The organism is Nonomuraea sp. NPDC050202 (assembly GCF_040656115.1).
GTDB lineage: Bacteria > Actinomycetota > Actinomycetes > Streptosporangiales > Streptosporangiaceae > Nonomuraea.
In genome coordinates this window covers 251,952-272,881 of sequence record NZ_JBFALF010000013.1, presented here as the reverse complement: position 1 = coordinate 272,881, position 20,930 = coordinate 251,952, and the positions used below count along the sequence as shown (strand labels likewise).

The 20,930-nt window shown below is 71.0% G+C and carries 18 protein-coding genes and 2 pseudogenes; 14 read left to right on the top strand and 6 right to left on the bottom strand.

Annotated elements, in window-relative coordinates; all coding sequences use genetic code 11:
- From AB0I79_RS31325 to AB0I79_RS31315, 3 genes and pseudogenes are all read left to right on the top strand, one after another.
- Positions 1-381 (top strand): annotated as a pseudogene (locus AB0I79_RS31325) (hypothetical protein); the annotation flags it as partial.
- On the top strand, positions 363-974 hold the full coding sequence (locus AB0I79_RS31320) for a hypothetical protein (protein ID WP_357880449.1): 612 nt from the start codon (positions 363-365) through the stop codon (positions 972-974). The pseudogene AB0I79_RS31325 and the gene AB0I79_RS31320, both read left to right, overlap by 19 nt.
- A gap of 96 nt (positions 975-1,070) precedes the next feature.
- On the top strand, positions 1,071-1,625 hold the full coding sequence (locus AB0I79_RS31315) for a DUF6328 family protein (protein ID WP_357880446.1): 555 nt from the start codon (positions 1,071-1,073) through the stop codon (positions 1,623-1,625).
- A 121-nt stretch (positions 1,626-1,746) separates the two neighbouring features.
- On the opposite strand, the gene AB0I79_RS31310 is transcribed toward AB0I79_RS31315, so the two are convergent.
- The 3 genes and pseudogenes from AB0I79_RS31310 to AB0I79_RS31300 all read right to left on the bottom strand — a co-directional run bounded on the left by AB0I79_RS31310 (position 1,747) and on the right by AB0I79_RS31300 (position 3,278).
- Entirely contained in the window at positions 1,747-2,403 is a 657-nt protein-coding gene (locus AB0I79_RS31310; RefSeq protein ID WP_357880459.1) for a protein kinase, read from the bottom strand.
- A gap of 31 nt (positions 2,404-2,434) precedes the next feature.
- Positions 2,435-2,671: pseudogene (locus AB0I79_RS31305) on the bottom strand (STAS domain-containing protein); the annotation flags it as partial.
- Positions 2,672-2,846: 175 nt separating this feature from the next.
- Positions 2,847-3,278 (bottom strand): STAS domain-containing protein, encoded by a 432-nt coding sequence (locus AB0I79_RS31300; protein ID WP_357880443.1) that lies wholly within the window; start codon positions 3,276-3,278, stop codon positions 2,847-2,849.
- Positions 3,279-3,816: 538 nt separating this feature from the next.
- Between AB0I79_RS31300 and AB0I79_RS31295 the strand changes: the two genes are divergently transcribed.
- From AB0I79_RS31295 to AB0I79_RS31280, 4 genes are all read left to right on the top strand, one after another.
- Positions 3,817-3,939 carry a hypothetical protein gene (locus AB0I79_RS31295; RefSeq protein ID WP_357880440.1) on the top strand — a complete coding sequence of 41 codons (123 nt, stop codon included), beginning with the start codon at positions 3,817-3,819 and terminating at the stop codon, positions 3,937-3,939.
- An 897-nt stretch (positions 3,940-4,836) separates the two neighbouring features.
- A complete protein-coding gene (locus tag AB0I79_RS31290) occupies positions 4,837-5,157 on the top strand; it encodes an STAS domain-containing protein (protein WP_357880436.1) in 321 nt (106 codons plus the stop codon).
- 158 nt (positions 5,158-5,315) lie between these two features.
- Positions 5,316-5,873, top strand: a complete 558-nt coding sequence (locus AB0I79_RS31285; RefSeq protein ID WP_357880433.1) for a hypothetical protein — start codon at positions 5,316-5,318, stop codon at positions 5,871-5,873.
- 643 nt (positions 5,874-6,516) lie between these two features.
- Complete coding sequence (locus tag AB0I79_RS31280) at positions 6,517-7,368, top strand: universal stress protein (protein ID WP_357880430.1); 852 nt, start codon at positions 6,517-6,519, stop codon at positions 7,366-7,368.
- A gap of 51 nt (positions 7,369-7,419) precedes the next feature.
- Here AB0I79_RS31280 and AB0I79_RS31275 read toward each other — a convergent pair whose 3' ends face one another.
- Positions 7,420-7,623 (bottom strand): hypothetical protein, encoded by a 204-nt coding sequence (locus AB0I79_RS31275; RefSeq protein ID WP_357880427.1) that lies wholly within the window; start codon positions 7,621-7,623, stop codon positions 7,420-7,422.
- Between the two features lie 321 nt (positions 7,624-7,944).
- Positions 7,945-8,301: a hypothetical protein gene (locus AB0I79_RS31270; RefSeq protein WP_357880424.1), complete on the bottom strand. Its 357-nt coding sequence runs from the start codon at positions 8,299-8,301 to the stop codon at positions 7,945-7,947.
- 228 nt (positions 8,302-8,529) lie between these two features.
- Here AB0I79_RS31270 and AB0I79_RS31265 point away from each other — a divergent pair, with 228 nt between their 5' ends.
- From AB0I79_RS31265 to AB0I79_RS31245, 5 genes are all read left to right on the top strand, one after another.
- A complete protein-coding gene (locus AB0I79_RS31265) occupies positions 8,530-10,308 on the top strand; it encodes a SpoIIE family protein phosphatase (protein WP_357880421.1) in 1,779 nt (592 codons plus the stop codon).
- A 122-nt stretch (positions 10,309-10,430) separates the two neighbouring features.
- Entirely contained in the window at positions 10,431-11,438 is a 1,008-nt protein-coding gene (locus tag AB0I79_RS31260; protein WP_357880418.1) for a glycosyltransferase family 4 protein, read from the top strand.
- Between the two features lie 197 nt (positions 11,439-11,635).
- On the top strand, positions 11,636-12,766 hold the full coding sequence (locus AB0I79_RS31255) for a glycosyltransferase (RefSeq protein ID WP_357880414.1): 1,131 nt from the start codon (positions 11,636-11,638) through the stop codon (positions 12,764-12,766).
- Entirely contained in the window at positions 12,763-13,767 is a 1,005-nt protein-coding gene (locus AB0I79_RS31250) for a glycosyltransferase (RefSeq protein WP_357880411.1), read from the top strand. Before AB0I79_RS31255 ends, AB0I79_RS31250 begins: the two co-directional genes overlap by 4 nt.
- Positions 13,764-15,272: a glycoside hydrolase family 130 protein gene (locus tag AB0I79_RS31245; RefSeq protein ID WP_357880408.1), complete on the top strand. Its 1,509-nt coding sequence runs from the start codon at positions 13,764-13,766 to the stop codon at positions 15,270-15,272. The genes AB0I79_RS31250 and AB0I79_RS31245 overlap by 4 nt, the downstream gene beginning before the upstream one ends.
- A 181-nt stretch (positions 15,273-15,453) precedes the next feature.
- Here the strand turns inward: AB0I79_RS31245 and AB0I79_RS31240 are convergent, their stop codons facing one another.
- Positions 15,454-15,822 (bottom strand): hypothetical protein, encoded by a 369-nt coding sequence (locus tag AB0I79_RS31240; RefSeq protein ID WP_357880405.1) that lies wholly within the window; start codon positions 15,820-15,822, stop codon positions 15,454-15,456.
- A 304-nt stretch (positions 15,823-16,126) separates the two neighbouring features.
- Here AB0I79_RS31240 and AB0I79_RS31235 point away from each other — a divergent pair, with 304 nt between their 5' ends.
- A complete protein-coding gene (locus AB0I79_RS31235; protein WP_357880402.1) occupies positions 16,127-19,354 on the top strand; it encodes a BTAD domain-containing putative transcriptional regulator in 3,228 nt (1,075 codons plus the stop codon).
- A gap of 162 nt (positions 19,355-19,516) precedes the next feature.
- On the top strand, positions 19,517-20,899 hold the full coding sequence (locus AB0I79_RS31230; RefSeq protein WP_357880399.1) for an MBL fold metallo-hydrolase: 1,383 nt from the start codon (positions 19,517-19,519) through the stop codon (positions 20,897-20,899).
- Positions 20,900-20,930: the final 31 nt, after the last annotated feature.

Sequence of the window (20,930 nt, the reverse complement as noted above, 5' to 3'; positions counted from 1 at the left end):
GTGCTGGGATTCGGGGTCAACACCTTGCTGGCCATGGCCCTGCTCACCGCGCCACCACGGCTGCACTTACCGCCGCGCCGCGTGATCGGGCCGGCACTCGTCATCACGATCGGCCTGGAGATCCTCAAGACCCTCGGCCAGATCCGCCGTGACCTCGAGGTGTGCTGCCCACTCGACGGAGGACGGCGGTCCCGCCGGGCGCTGCACCGTTCAGCCCGTCGAGGGGTGAGCTGCGATCAGCTCCGGCGATGGGCTTTGCTCAGAACGCCCATATCCGTCTCCGGGCGGGTGGCGTTGACTGACAGTGTCCGGTTACCTGGCTTCGGGCAGGATACGCCGGCGATACCGGAGCGGAGGCGGTCATGTCCGCCGAGACCGTGATGTGGGTGGCCGTCATCGTCGGGGTGATGGCAGTGGTGCCGGCTGTCGGTTCCTTGTTGTTGCGCAGGCGTCGAGATCGTCTGCGAGAGCGATTCGGCCCCAAGTACGAACGCACCGTCGCCGAGGCGGGTGACCGCAGGGCGGCCGAGCGTGAGCTGCGGGCCCGTCGAGAGCGATCAGGGCCACTCGACATACGACCGCTCGATCCCGACGCACGCCGCGGCTATGCCGACAGATGGGCCGCGGTTCAGGAGCGTTTCGTGAACGAGCCGAGCCCTGCGGTCAGCGAGGCCGATCTCCTGGTACGGGCCGTCATGGCCAAGCGCGGATATGCCACCGAGGACTTCGCGCAGCAGGCCTCCGAATTGTCGCTGGGGCACAGCCGTACCCTGGAGCACTACCGCCAAGCCCATGAGATCAGCGGGCGCGCTGCCCGCAGTGGGGTGTCCATCCGGGAACTGCGGCAGGCCATGACGCACTATCACGCCTTGTTCGACGCCCTCCTCGGCGGCGACCAGCGGCCTGTCCGTGCTCGGGCTGCCGCTCGATCACCCCTGACACGCCCGCGCGGAACGGTGGGTCCCCGCCGGTAGGCCGCAGGGCGCTCAGGAGGCCGCGAGCCGGGAACACGCGATGGATGGATCCACCCCGTGGTGCGCCACGGGAAAACTCACGGAGGTGTCAGGCCTATGGCGTTGCCTGGGCAAGAGAGCCAGAGCCGTCTTCTCACCGATGGCGAACCGGCTGCCGGGACGGCCGAGGAGAGCAGTGCCGACGAAAGCCACAAGGAACGCATCGACCGTGAATTGTCCGAGCTCCTGCAGGGCCTGCGGGTCATGGTGACAGGGGTGCAGGTGCTGTTCGCCTTCTTGCTGGCGATGCCGTTTCAGAGCGGCTTCGCCAAGGTGGACACCTCGGGCCTCTGGCTGTTCTTCATCGCGTTGACGGGGTCGGCGACAGCCTCGCTCTGTTTCATCACGCCCGCTGTTCAGCACCGGCTGCTGTTTCGTACCGGGCTGAAGGAGAAGATCGTGCATCGCGCCAACGAACTGGGGCTGGCCGGTGCCGTTTCCCTGGCGGTCGCGGTCACCGCCGCGATGGCTCTGGTGGCCGAGGTCGTGCTCGGCAACTGGCTCGCCATCGTGTTCGGCGCCGCGGCGGCGCTGGCCACCTGCTGGCTGTGGCTCCTGCAGCCGATCATCGACCTGCGCCGGCAGGCACCGGCCACCCCACCACGAACGTGAACACCTGGCGGTGGCCGAACCGAAGGCACGGTCGGCCAGAGCCTTCGCCCGCAGCCATTCGGCCAGGTGGCCGGGGCACTTCTGGTCAACGCCTCTCACCGGGATGCGGTTACGGAGGTTGTCAGCCCAGGGCCGTGCGCGCCCAGCCGAGCGCGGCGGTGGGGTCCATCCCGGGCGGGGTGCGGTCGGCAGGGTTGTAGCTGAGCCACTGGTCGATGAGCCGGCCCAGTTGTACGGGCACGTCCAGGGCGAGATGGCCGGCGCGTTCAGGCCGGATGCCGGATCGCATCAGGTGGCGCACCTGCAGCAGGCCGGCATCCGCGCCGACAGCGGTTTCGAGCTCGCGCCGCAGCGGCGCCAGGCCGGTCAGCAGCCAGCAGGCCAGGGCGCCGACGCCGTACAGGTCGGACAGAGTGCTGGGGGCGGCGTCGGCGGCGCCAAGTTGCTCGGGGCTGGTGAACCACTTCGTGCCGCCGGGAACCACGGTGGAGACACTCTTGCCCGCCTGGTGCGGCTGGGACATTCCCCAGTCGATGATCCTGATGTTGGTGAGGCCGTCCAGCACGATGTTCTGCGGCTTGATGTCCAGGTGGATGATGTCGCTCGCGGCGGCGGCCTGCAGTCCGGCCAGCACCTGATCCAGGACCCACAGGCCCCACGTCAACGAGACGCCGGCGCCTGGCCGCTGTTGGAGGTGGAGGTTGAGGCTGCCCGGCTGGTAGAGGGGCGAGATGAGATAGACCGCCTGCGACCAGGAAGGTGCGGAACCGCTGGGGATCGCCGTTGGCCTGGTGGAACACCTTGGCCACGACGATGGTGGCGTGGTGCTGGACGTCCACCACGACGCCCAGCCCGGCGGCGTCGCAGTACGACACCCCGGACAGATCGAGGATGAGCAGGCTGGTGCCGCGGAGCAAGGCGTGCTGCAGGCGTTCGCGTACCGTCTCGCGGGTGCCGAGGTCGAGCTCACCGCGCAGGCGCACGACAGTGGCGGCGGCGGGGACGAGCCACAGACCTGCCCGGGGACGGAGGTGGAGGGTGGTCATGAGGTGCTCCGATCGGGGGACAGCGCCGTGATCCGGGCCTCGCGGTGGACGAAGGCTCCGCGATCGGGCCGGATGAGGGCGGTGATGGTGCTGCGCAGGTGGTCGGCGGTACCCCCGCCGAGGGCGCCCAGCCCCGGAGCCGGTGGACTCATGGGTGGGCCGGGCCGGGCGTGGGTCAGCCGGGCCGCGCCGACGCCTGCAAGTGGAGACCGGGCGTCCGGTGCCAGCCGGTGAGCTCGAGCAGGCGTCGCACCTGTGGAGGCACCGAATACAGCGTCAGAACATGGTCACCGCAGCCGTCGTCGTGGATTGCGGCGGCGGCGCCGACGAGGGCGCGCAGGCAGCCGACGTCGATGAACTCCAGGCCACTCAGATCCACGAAGAAGCCGCCGTCTCCGCTCGCCGGCGAGGCCAGCGCGCGCCTCAGAGCGGGCAGGGTGGAGCGGTCGAGCTCGCCCTCGATCCGCAGGCCCGCGCGCTCGGCGAGCGGGGTGATGCGCAGGAGGCGGTCGGTGGCGGCGTTGATCGGGGTGAGCGCGATCACGAGCCGTTCGATCAGGGCGGCGATCACGAGTGCGGAGGCGCTCGCGGTGTGCGTGGTGTTCATGCCGGGCTCCTACGGGGGTGCGGGAGACAAGAGGGCGGCCGGTTCGAGGCGGCGGCGTGAACACGTTGCGAGGGCGCCGGCGTGAGCGTTTTCGTGCGTACAGTGCTTTGATCATCTAGCCGTCTGGCCGGAGCGGAAATCACCGATTCGAGCAAGGATTATCACCACCGGCGATCTACAGCCGGGCTCGCAGGGAACTCGTCCCGACCAATGCGGATCTGCCTGGGTCTGGGCCGCAACGCTTCACCCCCCGAGCCGGCACCCGGCGAAGTCGCTCCGGCAGCCGCCGCCCACACGACGAGGCTGTGCGATGCACGCGCTCTGACCGCTGTGCGCGCCGCGGGACACCGGTGATCGGTTCTGGAGATGGATCCTTCCCTGATCGCCTGTTTCGGTACGGCCCCCGCGGGTGTCGGCTGGAGAGGAACAAGTGTGATCGTCGGCGCCGGCAAACGGTCGGTGACCGGCTCCCTGCTTCGACCGGTCCGGAAGGACGATCCCGCGCAGACATCGATGCACAGCCACAGGGAGTTCGGCCATGGGCATCATCGCTTGGATCATCCTCGGACTGGCCACCGGACCGGCCGCCGATGACCTCGCCCGGCTCGCCCGGCAACGCACCCCAGAGCTCACGCGCTTGACGCGGCGGGGTGATGGGTGATGCCCGTCGCCGCGGCCATCGTGGCCAACCAGCACTCGCCGACGACTCACAGCAAGAGGTGACTCGACATGGACAACCGCAGCAACCCCGGAGGCCCTGATGAGCGACTCGACGAATTCGCCGAGGTACCGTCACCCCAGCCCGTAACCGTCCCCGTTCAGGAACACCACAACGACGACCAGTCGGCGACACCGTCCGACCAGCGCGTCTTCGACCAGACGGATCAGCCCCCATCCGCACCCGCAACGCCGGCACCGGCGACCACGACACCGAGCAGCTGAGACTGGCCTTGCGCTTCTACCGCGACGTCATGCACCGGCTGCTGCCACTCGCCGACGAGCAGGCGACCCGCTAAACCCCGCCCCATGCCGGCAAGGGAACGCCGAGGCCGGCAGACCCGCCGTGGAACTCGAGGCCTCAGCAAGAGATCCTGGTCCACGCTGCCGCGCCCAAGTGAGGTACAAGAGTGGCATGACGTCTAGGGTCAAGAATGCATGGTTGCTCGCGTGTACGCGACAGGGTGCGGCACACATGGGCACAGGCCGGCCCAGTTAGCGCATAATTCTGGCCACAGCGATATAAACAACGTCGAGCGTCGGCATTCAGGCCTGCGTCGCCCCCGGCGAACCACCACCGGCCTCTTCGGGGCAGCCGCCGAGGCCACACTCGAGCTCACCGCCCAGGACACCGCCGGCCTAACGCCTGACGCCGTCCTCACCCTTGCGCACCTGTCGGCCGACCCCGCTCCGCGTGCCACGGCCGACGACGTCGGAACGACCCCTGTGCCGCCTGCCGGCCGGATCGAGCGGTCCTGGCACCGCCCGTACTGGCGGCGGACCGATCTTCGGCCGGCAGGCATCCCATGACCCCACAGCTTCTCCTGCGAGGAGAACTTCCATGACCGTCATCGACACCGCCCCGCTCGGGGCGAGCGCATCGGCGCCGACCCTCGTACACCTGTCGGGGGACATCGACATCTTCACCACAGCCCGCCTGCGCCGAAGGCTGCTCAACACCCTCGACCACAGCACCGACCTGCTCATCCTGGATCTGTCCCAGGTCACCTTCTGCGGGGCAGGCGGGATCGGCGTGCTGATCGGCGTGCAAGGCCGCGCCCGGGCCCTGGGCATCACGCTGGCCCTGACCGGCCTTCCCCCGCGCGTGGCCCGGCTGCTGTGCATCACCGGCCTGGACCGCCGCTTCCCGATCAGGGCGTGACCGGGCTGGGCATGACGGTCGGCTTCCACCGGCTAAGGATGGCCGGCAGATCCGACGGCACAGGAGAGTCGGGTGTGGAGGCCGAACAGCACGGCGGTCGCGGAGAGGAGCAGGTGCCGCCGCCGTGCCGGGCTGATGGGCGGCGTAGTGTGGGTGTTGTGACGCATCAAGACGTGCCGACCGACCCGCCGCATGACGCGGTGGCTCCGGTGAGCGCGCTCGTCGACGCCTGCCGGCACTTCGCCACCCACGTACGGCTGCTGGCCGACCAGCTCGGTGCGGTGGAGCTCAGCGACGACGACGTCGAGCGGGTCCACAACGCCGTCCATCAAGTTTTCACCGCAGCGGGGCTGGCGGGCGCGCTCGCCACCGGGCTGCAACGGCACACCGGTGAGCAGGACTGCCCTCACTACAACGTGCTCACCGACGCGGAATGGGCTCCGCTGGCCGAGGGAGGCCGGCACGGGCGCAAGGCCGTCTACGGGTGTGAGCTGCAGCCCGGCCACGCGGGCGCCCACGCGGCACACGTCCAGCTGCTGCCCGGGCCGGATCGGTTCATCTGGATCCGCTGGGACATCCGCGCCCGCGAACTGGTTACGCTGCCCCCCTGCCCGGCCGAACGCGCCGATCCCGACCCCGACCCGCGCTCCCCCTACGCCGACGAGCCGGCGCCGTGCCTGCTGTTCGAGGGGCATGTCGGACCCCACCGTTACTAGCCCAGATCCAGATCACACTCGGCGGGTCGCCGGCAGGTGCGCCTCCAGTGCTTGATCCGGCTCGGGCTGCCGGCCAGGAGCCGTCTCACCAGGACGAGGCCGCGGTAGGGGGCGGGATGTGATCCCAGGCGTTCAGGTGCAGGCCCACGCACAGGGCGGCCCTGCCGGGCGGGCGCTCGAAATTCCCTCGGTATTTCTCCTGCACCTCGTTTCGTGAGGCGAGGAGAGACATCAAGTCGTCATCAGGGGAATCGGCGCTGTCATCGTTCGCGGTGATAATCAGGTCGGCGATTGCCTGTTTCCTGTTCTCGCCAGGAAGAGCAGCCTGGGACCAGGCCGCGTTGCGTCCGAGAGCAGTCGAAGGGAAGCGCCATGAGCCCGACAAGGAAGATCAGGTCCAGGATGCGGGCTGTTCAGGGTTGGGTCATGCTCTACTTCGGCCGCGCCACCGGAAACCAGCACCTGGAGTCGAAAGGCATGGCCAGCCGCACCGGAAATGATCCGGTACAGCGTAGCGGGAAAATCGGGAGAATGTTCAAGCGCTGACGGCGGCGGCCGTCAGCGACACCGAAACATACCGGCCCGGTCCAGCGTGTTCTCGCATGAGCGATCAGTGAATTGCCGGCACGAATCTGGAGTAGCCATGAATCATGTCATTGTCGTGGGCGCAGACGGTTCGGAGGCCGCGACCGCGGCCGTCGAGTGGGCGGCCGACGACGCCGCTCGCGCGGGGGCCCGGCTCCGCATCGTCCACGCCGTGGACCGCACGCCGTACGAGATCGCGAAGTTCTCCGTCCCAGGCGAGGGTGATGTCATCGTGCTCAGCGCGCAGAGCGTGCTGAGCGACGCCGAGGCGGTCGCGCGCAAGCGACAGCCCGGCATCGATGTCGGCTGCGAGCTGCTTCAGGGCCCCGCCGCCGCGGCATTGCGCAACCAGGCCGGCGACTCCGCCGAGATCGTGATCGGCGGCAGCGGGCTCGGCGGGTTCCCCGGGGCCGTGCTGGGCTCGGTGAGCACCCACGTGGCCGGGTACGCGCACGGCCCGGTGGTCGTCGTCCGATCCGGCCCCGACACTGCCCACGGGGAGGTCGTCGTCGGGCTCGAGGACTATCACGCCTGCGAACCCGCCCTCGCCTACGCCTTCGAGCAGGCGATGCTGCGCGCGAGCACGCTGCGCGCGGTCTACGCGTGGCAACCGCCGGCGCACGCTCACATCCCCGAAAGCGCCTATGACCTGGACGAGATCCACGCTACCCAGTGCCGGACCGCGGCCGTCATCCTTCGGGGATGGCAGCAGCGATATCCGCAGGTTCCGGTGATCGAGGACGTCTGTCGCGCTCACCCCGTCGAGGCTCTCGTCAGCGCTTCCGCCCAGGCGGATCTGGTCGTCGTGGGCTCTCAGGGCAGAGGGGCGATCGGCACCGTGATGCTCGGATCCGTCGCCCTCGGGACCTTGCACGGCGCACGCAACTCCGTCGCGGTGGTGCGGCCATGACAGCGCCTTGGCCGGCGACGTGCAACCTGAGCCGGCGGCCATCGGGCTGGGTCAGTCGGCGGGCTCGGGGTTGAGCAGCGGCTCGGGCGGCGCCGGGGGTACGCCGGGCTGGATCACCCTGCCGTAGACCAGCTTGTCCGACGGCGGCGGCCGCCTGCTCTTGCCGTCGTTTCCGCGTCTGGACACGGGCTCAGGCGAGAGCGGCGGCCGGTCAGCGGTTTCGTCGAGGTGTTTGTCGTCGATGTACAGGTTCATGTCGTGTCGCCTTTCAGCAGCCGTTTCAGGGGACTTGCTGGCATATCGCCGGTCGTCGCGGGTACGGGCGGCGTGCTCACCACCAGTCCAAGTGATCAGCGAGCCGGGGGAAACAGGTAATCCCAGCTGGCATCATCAGCTACGGCGATAGCACCTGCCGCAGGTGACCGTCGGCGCGGAACCGCCCGGCTCGGATCCGCTGGGACATCCGCGCCCGCGAAAGCTGCCGCCGGGCCCGGCCGAACGCGCCGGCCCCGGGCCCGCGCTCCTCCTACGGCGACGAGCCGGGGCCGTGCGCGCTGTGCGGGGAGCACATGGTGCTCAATCGCCCGTGTTGTCCTCGGGCTGCCTGCCACCCGCACCGGCGTCGAGGAGATGCGCCCCGGCGTCGTGCAGGGTGATGCCGTGGCCCAGCGCGTGGTCCGGAGGCGCCCCTTCCTGTGTCGCGCTGATCGCCTTGAAGCGGGTGTCGCGGGTCGGGCCGTCACCGACGAGGTAGCCGCGCAGCCGGCCGGCACGGTCGTGGACGGCCCACCGGCCGGCGCCCACTTGCGGCATGGCGTCGGGATTGTCCTTGAGCCACTGCGCGTTGGCCGCGTGATCGGGCTGCTCGCCGTCCTCTTTCGGAGGGGCGGGGGCCTCTGCGGCATACCCTTCGATTTTGCGAGCACTGCTCATGTCGCGTCTCGCTCTCTGATGATGGCTGTTGCTCCGAGACAAGAAGCATTCTCAGCCTTGCACACAGGGTATGGCACAGATCGCACTGCGCACGTGATCATGGGCGATCTCGAGCCAGCGCGTCGCCGGGCACAACGGCTCCTCATCGGGAATCATCCCTGATAGTTGACCGAGGCCCGCCGGCTGTCCCCGGCCGGGAGCGGTACGTCTACCGTGGGAGGAAGCGGCGTGACCCAGAGCACGTCCGATGGTCAGGGCCGGTGGTGGGCGACGCAGCCGGCGTTCTGGCGGGAGGTCTTCGACCATCTGGGCGCCGGCGTGGCTGTGCTGGACTCCTCCGAGCGGATCATCGCGGTCAACCCGGCTGCCGAGGAGCTGCTGAAGCGTACCGCGGCGGCGATGATCGGACAGGACTTCCACGATCTGCTGCACCGCCACGCCGGCGATGCCGCCCTTCCGGATGAGCCGTGCCGGCTGCTCACGGCCCTGACCCTGCACGTCCGCGCCCGCGAGGTGGACAGCTTCCTGGGCGGCGACGGGTATCTCGTCCCGGTCACCTGGATCAGCGATCCGGTGACCAGAAACGGCGAGGTGGTCGGCATGACCGTGCTGTTCACCGGCGACACGACCGACCGGGACGCCGCGGTCGGCCTCGCGGCGCATGTGACCGCCCTGGAAGGTCTCACCGACCGGCTGGCCCTGGCCACGGAGATCGCCACAGCGCTGGCGCAGACCCTGGACACCGAGGAGGCCCTCGCCCGGCTCGGCCGCCTGCTGGTGCCCCGCCTGGCCGACTGGGTCGCCATCGACCTGCGAACGGAGGAGGGCGTCCAGAGGGTGGCGGTGATCGGGCCCGAAGGCCGCGACGCCGAGCAGGAAGCGTGGCAAGGCCCCCTCCCGGCGCTGGACGAGCACTCACGTTCCTCTCTGGTACGGGTGCTGCACGGCGGCGAACCCGTCCTGATGGGGCCAGGGGACATCGCTCCCCCGCCCGATTCGCCCCTGGCCGCCGTCCAGACCGGATTCCTCCAGGCGCTGGGCGCCACCTCCGCGGTCATCGTGCCCTTGGGTACCGTCCGGCGGGTCACAGGCGCCCTCACCCTGGCCCGCACCGGCGCCGCTCGGCCCTTCGACACCGCCGAGGTGGCCCTGATCGGCGACATCGGCCGCCGCGTCGGCCTGGCCATCGACAACACCCTGCGGTTCGGCCGCCAGCGCCAGATCGCCGAGGCAATGCAGCGCAACCTGCTCGCCGCCCTGCCTCAACCCGGCCGGCTGCGCCTGGCGGCCCGCTACCAGCCCGCCCCGGCCGGCTCCCAGGTCGGCGGCGACTGGTACGACGCGTTCCTCCTGCGTGACGGCGCCACCGCGCTGGTCATCGGCGACGTCATCGGCCACGACCTGGCCGCCGCCGCGGGCATGGCCCAGCTGGAAGGCATGCTGCGCGCTCTGGCCTGGGACCGGACGGAACCGCCCAGCGCCATCATCGACCGCCTCGACCAGGCCGTCCCCGTCATCACGAAGGTCCCTCTGGCCACCGTCATCCTGGCTCGCATCGAGGGCCCGGACGAGGGTCCCTGGCAACTGCGATGGACCAACGCCGGCCATCCACCACCGCTGCTGGTCACCCCCGACGGACGCGCCGAATACCTCGAACAGGGACAGGGCCTGCTGCTGGGCACCGGCCTGAACGACGTCAGCCGGGCGGACGCCACCGTCCCCCTGCCTCCTCGCTCCACCCTTCTGCTCTACACCGACGGCCTGGTCGAGGTCCCCGGCACCGATCTGGACACCGGCATGGGACGGCTCCGCCGCCACGCCGCCGCCCTGGCCTGCCATCCCCTGGACGACTTCTGCGACCAGGTCCTCGCCCGCATGCCTCCTGGCACCGCCGACGACATCGCCCTCCTGGCCGTGCGCATCCCGGCCGCCTCCGACGGCCGCGGAACTTCGCGCCACGGCGTCGAGGAGCCCGTCACGCTGCCGCCTCGTCATCAGTTGTGGTGATGACCGCTTGCGGCATCAGCTGTTTCCGGCCGGTCCGCCGTGGCGTTGACTCGGCTGGACAGGACAGGGAGGTCAACCATGGCACCGATGCCGGACGTACGCCGGAGCGAAGCCTGCCTCACGTGAGGATCGCGCTGCTGGGACCGGTCGCCTGGCGCACGCCTCCACGCCATTACGGCCCGTGGGAACAGGTGACGAGCCTGCTCGCCGAGGGGCTCTGCGCCGCCGGGGCCGAGGTGACGCTGTTCGCCACGCTGGACTCGGTCACCTCCGGAGCGCTGGACGGCGTGTGCCCGCGCGGGTACGCCGACGATCCGGCGCTCGACGGGCGGGTGTGGGAGGCGATGCATGTCGCGCACGCGTTGAGCCGTTCCGGCGAGTTCGACGTCGTCCACAGCCACCTCGACTGGCTGCCGCTGGCCTTCGCCGGCCACTGCCGGGCGCCCTTGCTCACCACGATCCATGGATTCTCCGGCACGGGCATCCTGCCCGCCTACGCCCGTGCCCGGTCGGCCTACGTGTCCATCTCGGACGCGGACCGCGCCCCGGAGCTGGACTACGTCGCCACCGTGCACCACGGCATCGATCTGGACGCCTTCCCCTTCGACCCGGTGGGCGGCCGGCGGCTGATCGCGTTCGGCCGCGTCCATCCCGACAAGGGGACGCACACGGCCATCGAGATCGCCCGCCGGGCGGGGATGCCGCTGACCATCTGCGGCATCGTCCAGGACGAGCGGTACTTCGAAGAGGAGATCGTGCCGGAGATCGACGGCGAGCAGGTCAGCTTCCTCGGCCCGGTCGGGCCGGAGCGGCGCGGCCAGGTCCTCGGCGGCGCCGCCGCGCTGCTGCATCCCATCGCGTTCGACGAGCCTTTCGGCCTGTCGGTGGTCGAGGCGATGGCCTGCGGGACGCCCGTCGTCGCCTACCGGCGCGGATCCATGGCCGAAGTCGTGGACCCGGGCGTGACGGGCTTCCTGGTGGACTCCCTCGACGAGGCGGTCACCGCGGTGGCACGCATCGCGACGATCGACCGCGAGAGTTGCCGCGCGCAGGCGGAACGCAGGTTCAGCGCGGATCGAATGGTGGCCAGCTATCTGACGATCTACCGCGAAATGTTAGGACAAAGTTAGCCCCTGCTAGTGTCATGGTACGCGGACCACGCCATCAGCTGATCGGTCGCGTCGGCCGGGCCCCCGCCTGAGGACGGGCCCCCGGTGAAGTCTCCAGGTTCCACCGCACACGCACAGGCGGACGGACAGCCGTCTTCACCGAGCGGGCAGCACCCGAACGCACCATGGTGCGGCCTGATGACCGAAAGGCGAGGCAGTTGGTCCTCACATACGGATTTCTCAGCACCCACCCGCCCACCCAGTGCGGGCTGGCGACCTTCAACTCCGCCCTGGCCGCCCATCTGGCCCAGGGCGGCATGTTCGGCGGGATCGTCCGGGTCACCGCGGAAGGTGACGACGAACGGCCGCAGCCCGGGGTCGTGCACACCTGGACTCCCGGCGGGCCCGGCGGCTGGCAGGCCGCGGCCTCCGCTCTCGAGGACTTCGACGTGGCCATCGTGCAGCACGAGTACGGCATCTTCCCCGGCCCGGACGGCCAGGACGTCCTGCCGTTGCTGCGGTGCCTCACCGTGCCGAGCATCGTGGTCCTACACACCGTCCTGGCCAGGCCCACTCCCCCGCAGAAGGCCCTGCTCGAGGAGATCGTGGACGCCGCCGACGCGATCGTGACCATGACCGGCACCGCTCGCGACCGGTTGAGGGCCGGCTACCGGGTGGACGCCGGCAAGGTGTCCGTCATCCCGCACGGGGCCGCCGACCACATGCGGGTCCCGGCTCGGCGCCGCCCCCGTCCGCACCTGCTCACGTGGGGACTGCTCGGACCCGGCAAGGGGATCGAATGGGCGGTGCGCGCCCTCGCGCTCCTGGCGGGCCTCGACCCCTCGCCGATCTACACGATCGCCGGCAGGACCCACCCGAAGGTGCTGGAGCTCCAGGGCGAGGCGTATCGCGACGGACTGCACGATCTCGCCGCCCGGCTGGGCGTGTCGACGGCTGTACGACACGACCCCGTCTACCGGGATCAGGACTCGCTGAGCCGGCTGGTCCGCTCGGCGGACGTCGTCATCCTGCCCTATGACTCGGCGGAGCAGGTCACCTCCGGTGTCCTCATCGAGGCCGTGGCCGCCGGCGTGCCGGTCGTCGCCACCGCCTTCCCGCACGCCGTGGAACTGCTCACCGGCGGCCCGGGGCTGCTCGTTCCGCACGGCGACCCCGCCGCGCTCGCCTCCGCCGTCCGCCGTGTCCTCACGCAGCCCGGGCTGGCCGACGAGCTCACCGGGCGGACCCGCGCCCTGATCCCGACCCTGCTGTGGCCGGCGGTCGCGGCCCGGTACGACGGCCTCGGCCGGTCGCTCGTCGCCGCGCGGCCGGCCGCGATGCTGCCATGAGCGCCACCGACCCCGGTTTCAAGCACCTGCTCCGGATGAGCGACGACACCGGCCTGTTCGAGCATGCCCGGCACGCCGTCGTCCGCCGCGAGCACGGCTACTGCACCGACGACGTCGCCCGCGGCCTCATCGTCGTCAGCCGCGAACCGCGCCCCGCCCATCAGCTGACCCGGCTGACCGAGTGCTACCTGGCCTTCCTCACGCACGCGCAGGATCGTTCCGGCGCGTTCCGCAACCGGCTCACCTTCGACCGCCGCTGGAGCGACCTGCCGGGCGTCGGCGACTGGTGGGGACGGGCGATGTGGGGCCTGGGCACCGCCGCGGCCCGCAACGCCATCCCCTGGATCCGCGACGAAGCGCTGCACGCCTTCGTTCGCGGCGCCGAACAGCGCTCCCCGCATCCGCGCGCCATGGCCTTCGCCGGGCTCGGCGCGGCGGAGGTCCTGCGCACCACCCCGGACAGCACCGTGGCCGCCTCCCTGCTGATGGACGCCGTGGAGGCGATCGGCACACCCTCGGAGGACCCCTCCTGGCCATGGCCGCAACCGCACCTGACCTACGCCAACGCCGCTCTCGCCGAAGTGGTCATCTCCGCCGGGGACCTGAGCGATGACCGGCAGCTGCTCACCACCGGCCTGCGCATGCTGGCCTGGCTGTCGGACATCCAGACCAGGGACGGCCTGCTCGCGGTCGTGCCCGCCACCGGCTGGCGACGGGACGCGCCCCGGACCCGCTACGACCAGCAGCCGATCGAGGTGGCCGCGCTCGCCGACGCCTGCGCCACCGCGGCCCACGTGACCGGCGACGACGCGTGGCACGAGCGGGTAGGACGCTCGGTGGCGTGGTTCCGGGGAGCCAACGACTCCGGCCTTCCGATGTGGGACCCGGCGACCGGCGGCGGCTACGACGGCCTGACCGAGCACGGCCCCAACCTCAACCAGGGAGCGGAGTCGACCATCGCGCTGATCTCCACCATGCAGCATGCCAGGCGGCTCTCATGACCATCAGGGATCTGGCCACGCGGCTCGGCCCGGCCCTCACTCCCGATCCGCGGAGAGTGATCATCAAGCTCTTCGTGCCCGGCGAGGACGCCGCGCTCACCCGTACCAGGGCCGCCGCGCTGATCGACCGCATCGTGCTGCTGGGCGAGGACCAGACCACCGAAATGCTCCAGGAGACGCTGCGACGATTCGGCAACCGCCACCACGACCTCGAAACGACCTTCGCCCATCACCACGACCTGGTCCGCCATCGCGTCCCGCGCGACGTCGACCTGTCCCTGCCGGCCCGCCTCCTCGTGGGCGCCTACTTCAGCCACGAGTACGCCGTGGAGGGCGCGGCGGTGTGCAACCCCTCCATGGTCCCCCATCCCGACCAGTCCGGCCTGCGCCCCGGGCAGCTCCGCGTGGCGATCAGCCTGCGGCAGATAGGCGAGGGACACCTGTCGTCGATCGGCTTCGCCACGGCGGTGCTCGGCCCCGGCTCCGACCTGGCGATCGCCGACCGCTCGGGAACGCTGTCCGTCGGGTGCCGGCTCCGGACCCGTCATCGGCGCGACCTGCTCGCCGCCGGGCTCTGCGACGGCGCCTGGGACAACGAGGTGACGGCCGCCGTCCTGCGATCCCTGCCGGAACGCTTCGACGACAACGACTTCGAGCGCGCGATCGCCCGGCTCCCCGCCGACCTGCTCACCCGCGCCTCCACGCAGCCGACTCTGGAAGAGATGCGCCGCGCGACGCACTCCGACTACGCCGTCGCCTTCCCCGCCGATCTCCCCCTGCACCGGCGAGTGCTCTGGCCGTCGACCGCGGCCGAGTCCAACGGCATGGAGGACGCCCGGTTCGTACGGATCGTCGACCAGGACGGCACACCTTCGTACCGGGCCACCTACACCGCCTACAACGGCAAGCACATCCGCTCACACCTGATCGCCAGCGACGACCTGCGCCGCTTCTCGATCACTCCCATGCGCGGCTCGGCCGCCGTCAACAAGGGCATGGCGCTCTTCCCACGACCGGTCGGCGGACGGACGCTGGCGCTGTGCCGCTCCGACGGCGAGACCATCGGCCTCACGACCCTCGACCGGCACAACAGCTGGCAACCATCGGCGCCGCTGCACACCCCCCGCTGGGACTGGGAGCTCATCCAGGTGGGCAACTGCGGGTCCCCCATCGAGACCGGCTTCGGCTGGCTCGTCCTGACCCACGGCGTCGGCCCCATGCGCGACTACTCCATCGGCGCCCTGCTGCTCGACCTGCACGAGCCGCACCGTGTCATCGCCGAACTCCCCGGAACGCTCCTCACCGCCGACGGCACCGAACGCGAAGGCTACGTGCCCAATGTCGTGTACTCCTGCGGTGGCCTGCTTCACGACGACGCCGTGTGGCTGCCCTATGGGGCGAGCGACACCCGCATCGGTTTCGCCCGGGTGCCGCTCGACACCCTCATCAGCGCGATGCGTCCACCGGGAAGCCCGTCCTGGCGGGGTAGGCCGACTTCTTCCTGACCAGCCTGCGACGCCGAACCGGACCCTCAGCCGTCGCGGTGGGCGCGGCGACCGTTGCCACGAGGGCGACCCTCATGCATGCGTTCATGAAATCCTTCGCGAGCGGGGACCGTGCGGGATATCGCCTTTGGCGGGTCAGAACGAGAACCGCGATGAATGGCGTGGGGGTCCTGTCCGAGGGTCAGGTCGTGAAGCGGAACGTCCCGCGCAGGACGGTGCCTCGCCCGCTCCAGTAGCTTTCGTAATCGGCCTGGTAAGTGGCGTTCTCGAAGGCGGTGAGTACTTCACAGGTGGCGCCCGGGTGCCTGATGTTGTCGTCCCTGATGACGATGGGCCTTCCGATCACACCGGGGCGGGTCAGGGTCACCTCGACCCAGGCCGTCCCTGTGGTGTCGTCCGCCCGGACGCACACCTCGTTGGTGGGGTCGGCGTAGCGGACGATCCCGTCTCCGACGTCCCGTTGGAAGCTCGCGGCCAAGGCGGGCTGGGCGAGAATGACGCTCGCCACCGCGACGGCGACGCCGGCGGTGATCGTTCTGAGCGGGTTCATCGTTCCTCCTTCTCCGGACGGGAGTCAGCCCTCCGGCGCGAGCGATCCCCGGGCCGAGGCCCACTGATCGTCGCACCCGCCGGCAGCACCGTGGAATACGAGGGGAATATGCCTGGCCATTCGGCGAATGACACTGATGACCGCTCCGACCGAAAACGTTTACCGAATGAAGGCCGGCGCGTTCGGCGCCGATGCCGTAAGGAGATCGAGGGCTGAGCGAGAAAGATTCGCAATCGTTTCTTCACCCAGTGGGCCAGCGGAACAGGCCGTCCGGGTTTACAGTGCCTCCAGCCGAGGGGGCGCGATGGAGTTCGGGATACTGGGTCCGCTGACGGTATGGCGAGAGGGTGAGCAGCTCGATCTGGGCACGCCCAAGGCGCAGGTGCTCCTGGCGGTTCTGCTGTGCCAGGCGGGTCACCCTGTTTCGGAAGATCAACTCGTCATGGCGCTCTGGGGGAACACCCCTCCGAAAAGCGCCACCAAGAACGTGCAGACCTACGTCCACCGGCTCCGGCGGCACCTGGGCGACCCGGCTCTCGTGGTGCGGCAGGGCTCCGGCTACCTGGTTCCGGTGGCCGGGGACGAGCTGGACGCGGCGAGGTTCGAGAGCCTGGCCGCCTCAGGGCAGGCGATGGAGGCCGCCGGTGAGCCGGAGGAGGCGACCCACCGCCTGCACGAGGCGCTGAGCCTCTGGCGCGGGCCCGCGTTCGTCGGCATGACCGACGTCCCGATGCTGGCCGCGGAGGCCGCGCGGCTGGACGAGGTGCGCCTGTCGGTCCTGCAGTCGCGGATCGCCGTGGACCTGAGGCTGGGACGCCACGCCGGGCTGCTGGGCGAGCTGACCGCGCTCACCGGCGAGTACCCGCTACGGGAGCGGCTGCGCGCGCAGCTGATGCTGGCGCTGTACCGCTGTGGCCGGCGGGCGGACGCGCTCGCCGAATACGCGCGTGCCCGCAAGACCCTGATCGAGGAGACCGGCCTGGACCCGGCCGAAGAGCTGCACGACATGCATCAGAGGATCCTCACCCAGGACCCCTCACTCGACCTCGTCCCTCGCGTCAAGGTGACGATCACGGGGTCCCCCGCGCAGGCCTCACTCGCCGGCCTCGAACGTGCCGCGCGCCTGCCGGACGAACTGGGCATCGCGCCGGGCGAGAAGGTGCGGCACGCGCACCTGCGTGCCCTGTCCGACGACCGTCCCGCCCAGGTCACGGCCCCGATGCCGGAGCCTCAGGCGGCTCCCACCCCCGCCGAGTTGCCGCCGGACATCGCGGATTTCACGGGCAGGGACGACGAGGTGGCCCACCTGGCCGAGGTCCTCGCCCAACCGCGGCCGGGCACCGTCGCCATGGCCAGCATCGCGGGGCTGGGGGGCCTGGGCAAGACGACGCTCGCCGTGCACGTCGCGCATCGGATCGCGGATCGCTTTCCCGACGGCCAGCTCTATGCGGACCTGCGCGGCGCCTCCGCGGACCCCGCCCGCCCGGAGGACGTGCTCAGCCGGTTCCTGTTCGCGCTGGGCGTCAGCCCCACCGGCATACCCGAATCCCTGGAGGAGCGCGTGGCGCTCTACCGGAGCTGCCTGGCCGGACGCAGAATGCTCGTCCTGCTCGACAACGTCGCCGGGGAGAAGCAGGTACGGCCGCTCCTGCCCGGCGCCTCGGGCACGGCCGTGCTCCTGACCGGACGTGTCCGGCTGGTCGGGCTGGAGGGCGCGAGCCTGCTGGAACTCGACGTCCTGCCGTCGGGCCAGGCCATGGACCTGCTGAGAAGGATCGTCGGCGACGAACGCGTCCAGGACGACCCGGACGCGGCTCTGGAGATCACCCGGCTGTGCGGCCGGGTCCCGCTGGCGGTCCGCATCTCGGCGGCCAGGCTCCTCGGCAGAAGGCAGTGGAGTCTGGCCCACCTCGCCGGCGTCCTCGGGGAGGAACGGCACCGGCTGGACGAGCTGGTGGCGGGTGATCTCGACGTCCGCGCCGGGTTCGAGATGAGCTACCGGATGCTGCCCGCGGGCGCGCAGCGGGCCTTCCGGCTGGCCGGGCTGCTCGACGCGCCCGATTTCGCGTCCTGGGCGGTGGCGGCCCTCCTGGACGTGCCGGTGCGGCAGGCGGAACGTGAGATCGAAACCCTGGTCGACGCTCATCTGCTGCACCTCACCGGGACGGACGAGACAGGCCGGCTCAGGTATCGCTTCCACGACCTGATCCGGCTGTACGCGCGGGAGCGGGCGCAGCGCGAGGATTGCGAACCCGAACGCCAGGCCGCGCTCCAGCGGGCCCTGGGTGCGTGGCTGGCGCTGGCGGAGGTCGCGGCGGAGCGCGTCCCCGGCCCCTGCTACGCGCTCATGCACAGCCCCGCGCCGCGCTGGCGGCTGCCCGCGGCGGTCTCCGGACCGCTGCTGGCCGACCCGATGGCCTGGTTCGGCGCGGAGCACGCCGCGCTGATGGCGGGGGTCGCCCAGGCGTGCGAGACACGACTGACCCAGCTCGCCTGGGACCTCGCCGGGTCCACCGAGACGTACCTGAACGTGCGCGGCCTGTACGACGGCTGGCAGCGCATGCACGAGCAGGCGCTCGCGCTCTGCCGTGAGACCGGCGACAAGCGCGGCGAGGCCGTGCTGATGCGCGGCCTCCTGGAGGTCACCACCTGGAACTCACCGCCGGGCCCCGGACCGGCGATGACCCGGATGCGGGCCGGCGCCTCGCAGCTCCTCGACCTGTTCACCACGCTGAACGACCCGGTCGGCATGGCCGACGCCCTGGCCACCCTGGCCTGGAGCCTGACGGCCGACGGGAACGGCGGCGAGCAGGCGCTCGCCCTGGCGGAGCAGGCTCTGCGGACGGCCGCCGACGCGGGCTACCTCGGCGGCCAGGCGCGGGCCTACCACGTGATGGCGATCATCCACGGCGAGGACGACCCGCAGGCGGCGCACGAGGTCCTGGAGCAGGCGACGAAGGTGGCCGAGGCGCTCGGCAACGCCCACTACACCACGACGGTCACCCAGTTCCTCGGCGCGGCGAAGGCGTTCTGCGGTGACGTCGAGGGCGGCCGGGAACTGCTGGAGAGGTCCCTGGGCATGGCACGGCGGCTGAACTACCGCTATCTGGAGACGTTCTCGCTGCTCTACCTGTCGAAGTTGTTCGCCATGGTCGGGGACGAACGCGCCAGGGCGACCGCCGAGCTGACGCTGGCCCACAGCGAGGCCGGCAACTTCGGCCACTACCTCGCCGACTCGCTCAGCGTGCTCGGGCAGCTGGACCTGGCCGAAGGCAACCTGCCCGCCGCCATCGCCACCCTCGAACGCTCGGTCCGGGTGTGGCGCACCCGGGGCTCGATCCCCTACCTGGCGCGGACGCTTCTTGCCCTCGGCGACGCCCACGACGCCGCCGGCGGCCACCGGACGGCCAGGGCCGTCTGGGAAGAGGCCCGCGAACTGTGCCGCGGGATCTCCTACGAGGACGGCGTGCGAACGCTGGACGCCCGGCTCGCGGGTGAGGGGCGGCCGGGCCCGCCGGCGCCCGCCGGATGACCCCTGGAACACTGAGGGTGACCGCGCCGGCGGCAACGTGATCGAGCTGATCGCCTGGCCGACCTCCGAGATCTTCCTGGCGCTGGTCTGACTGCGCGCCAGGCGGGAAGTCGATGGGTGCAGTCTCGCCGTCGTACACCCCCGGGGGATGTAGGGGAAATCATGAGTGCTGACGTCCATGTCATCGCGACCTCGTCGCTGGGTGACCGCAGCTATCTGGCCACCGACGGGCAGGTGGCCGCCGTGGTCGACCCCCAGCGGGACGTCGATCGCGTGCTCTCCCTGGCCGGGCGCCTCGGTGTCCGCATCACGCACGTCGTCGAGACGCACCTGCACAACGACTACGTCTCGGGCGGGCTCGAGCTGGCCAGGCTGACCGGGGCGCGCTACGGCCTGGCGGCCGCCGACCAGGCGCCGTTCCGGCACCTGCCACTGTCCGACGGGGACGTCGTCGAGGTCTCGCCCACGCTGCGGCTGCGCGCCCTGGCCACGCCCGGCCACACCTTCCACCACCTGTCGTACGCGCTGGAGAGCGGCGAAGCGGCCGAGGGCGTCTTCACCGGCGGCTCGCTGCTGTTCGGCACGACCGGCCGTACCGACCTGCTGGGCGCCGAGCACGCCGCCACGCTGGCGCGCGAGCAGCACGCCTCCGTACGCAGGCTGTCCGACCTGCTGCCCGACGGCGCCGCGATCTGGCCGACGCACGGCTTCGGCAGCTTCTGCTCAGCCGCCCAGGCCTCCGGCGACGACTCCACCATCGAGCGCGAGCGGCAGGTCAACCCGGCGCTGCGGCTGGCCGCGGACGCGTTCGTCACGCAGGCCCTGGCCGGGCTCGACGCCTACCCCGCCTACTACGCGCACATGGGCGCGATCAACCTGCGCGGCCCCGCGCCGGTCGACCTGCGCCCGCCCGCCCCCGTCACCCCGGACGAGCTGCGCGGGCGGCTGGAGTCCGGGGAGTGGGTGGTCGACCTGCGTCACCGCACCGCTTACGCCGACGCCCACCTGGCCGGCACCGTCAGTCTGGGCCTGGACGGGCCGATGGCCACCTGGCTCGGCTGGCTGATCGACCGGGGCGCGCCGCTCACCCTGATCGGCGAGACGCCCGAGCAGGTCGCGCAGGCGCAGCGGGAGCTCGTGCGCATCGGCGTCGACCACGTCGCCGCCGCGGCGTCCGGCACGCCTCACAGGCTCGCCACCGATCCGGCTCAGGTGCGGTCGCTGCCCACGGCGACGTTCGCCGGGCTGGCCGCCGCGCTGGCCGGTGACGTGCCGGCCGGGCTGCCCGCCCCTGACGTGATCCTCGACGTCAGGCTCGGCAACGAATGGCAGGCCTCCCACATCGACGGCGCCGTGCACGTGCCGCTGCCCGAGCTCGCGGCGCGCGCCGGCGACGTGCCCGCCGGGGCCGTCTGGGTGCACTGCGGCAGCGGCTACCGGGCCACCGCGGCGGCCTCGCTGCTGGCCGGGGCCGGGCGGCAGGTCGTGCTGGTGAACGACGAATTCACCGGCGCCGCCTCCTCCGGCCTGGCCATGGCCTCCTGACCCGGCTCGGCCGACCTCCCCCTCGACCTGC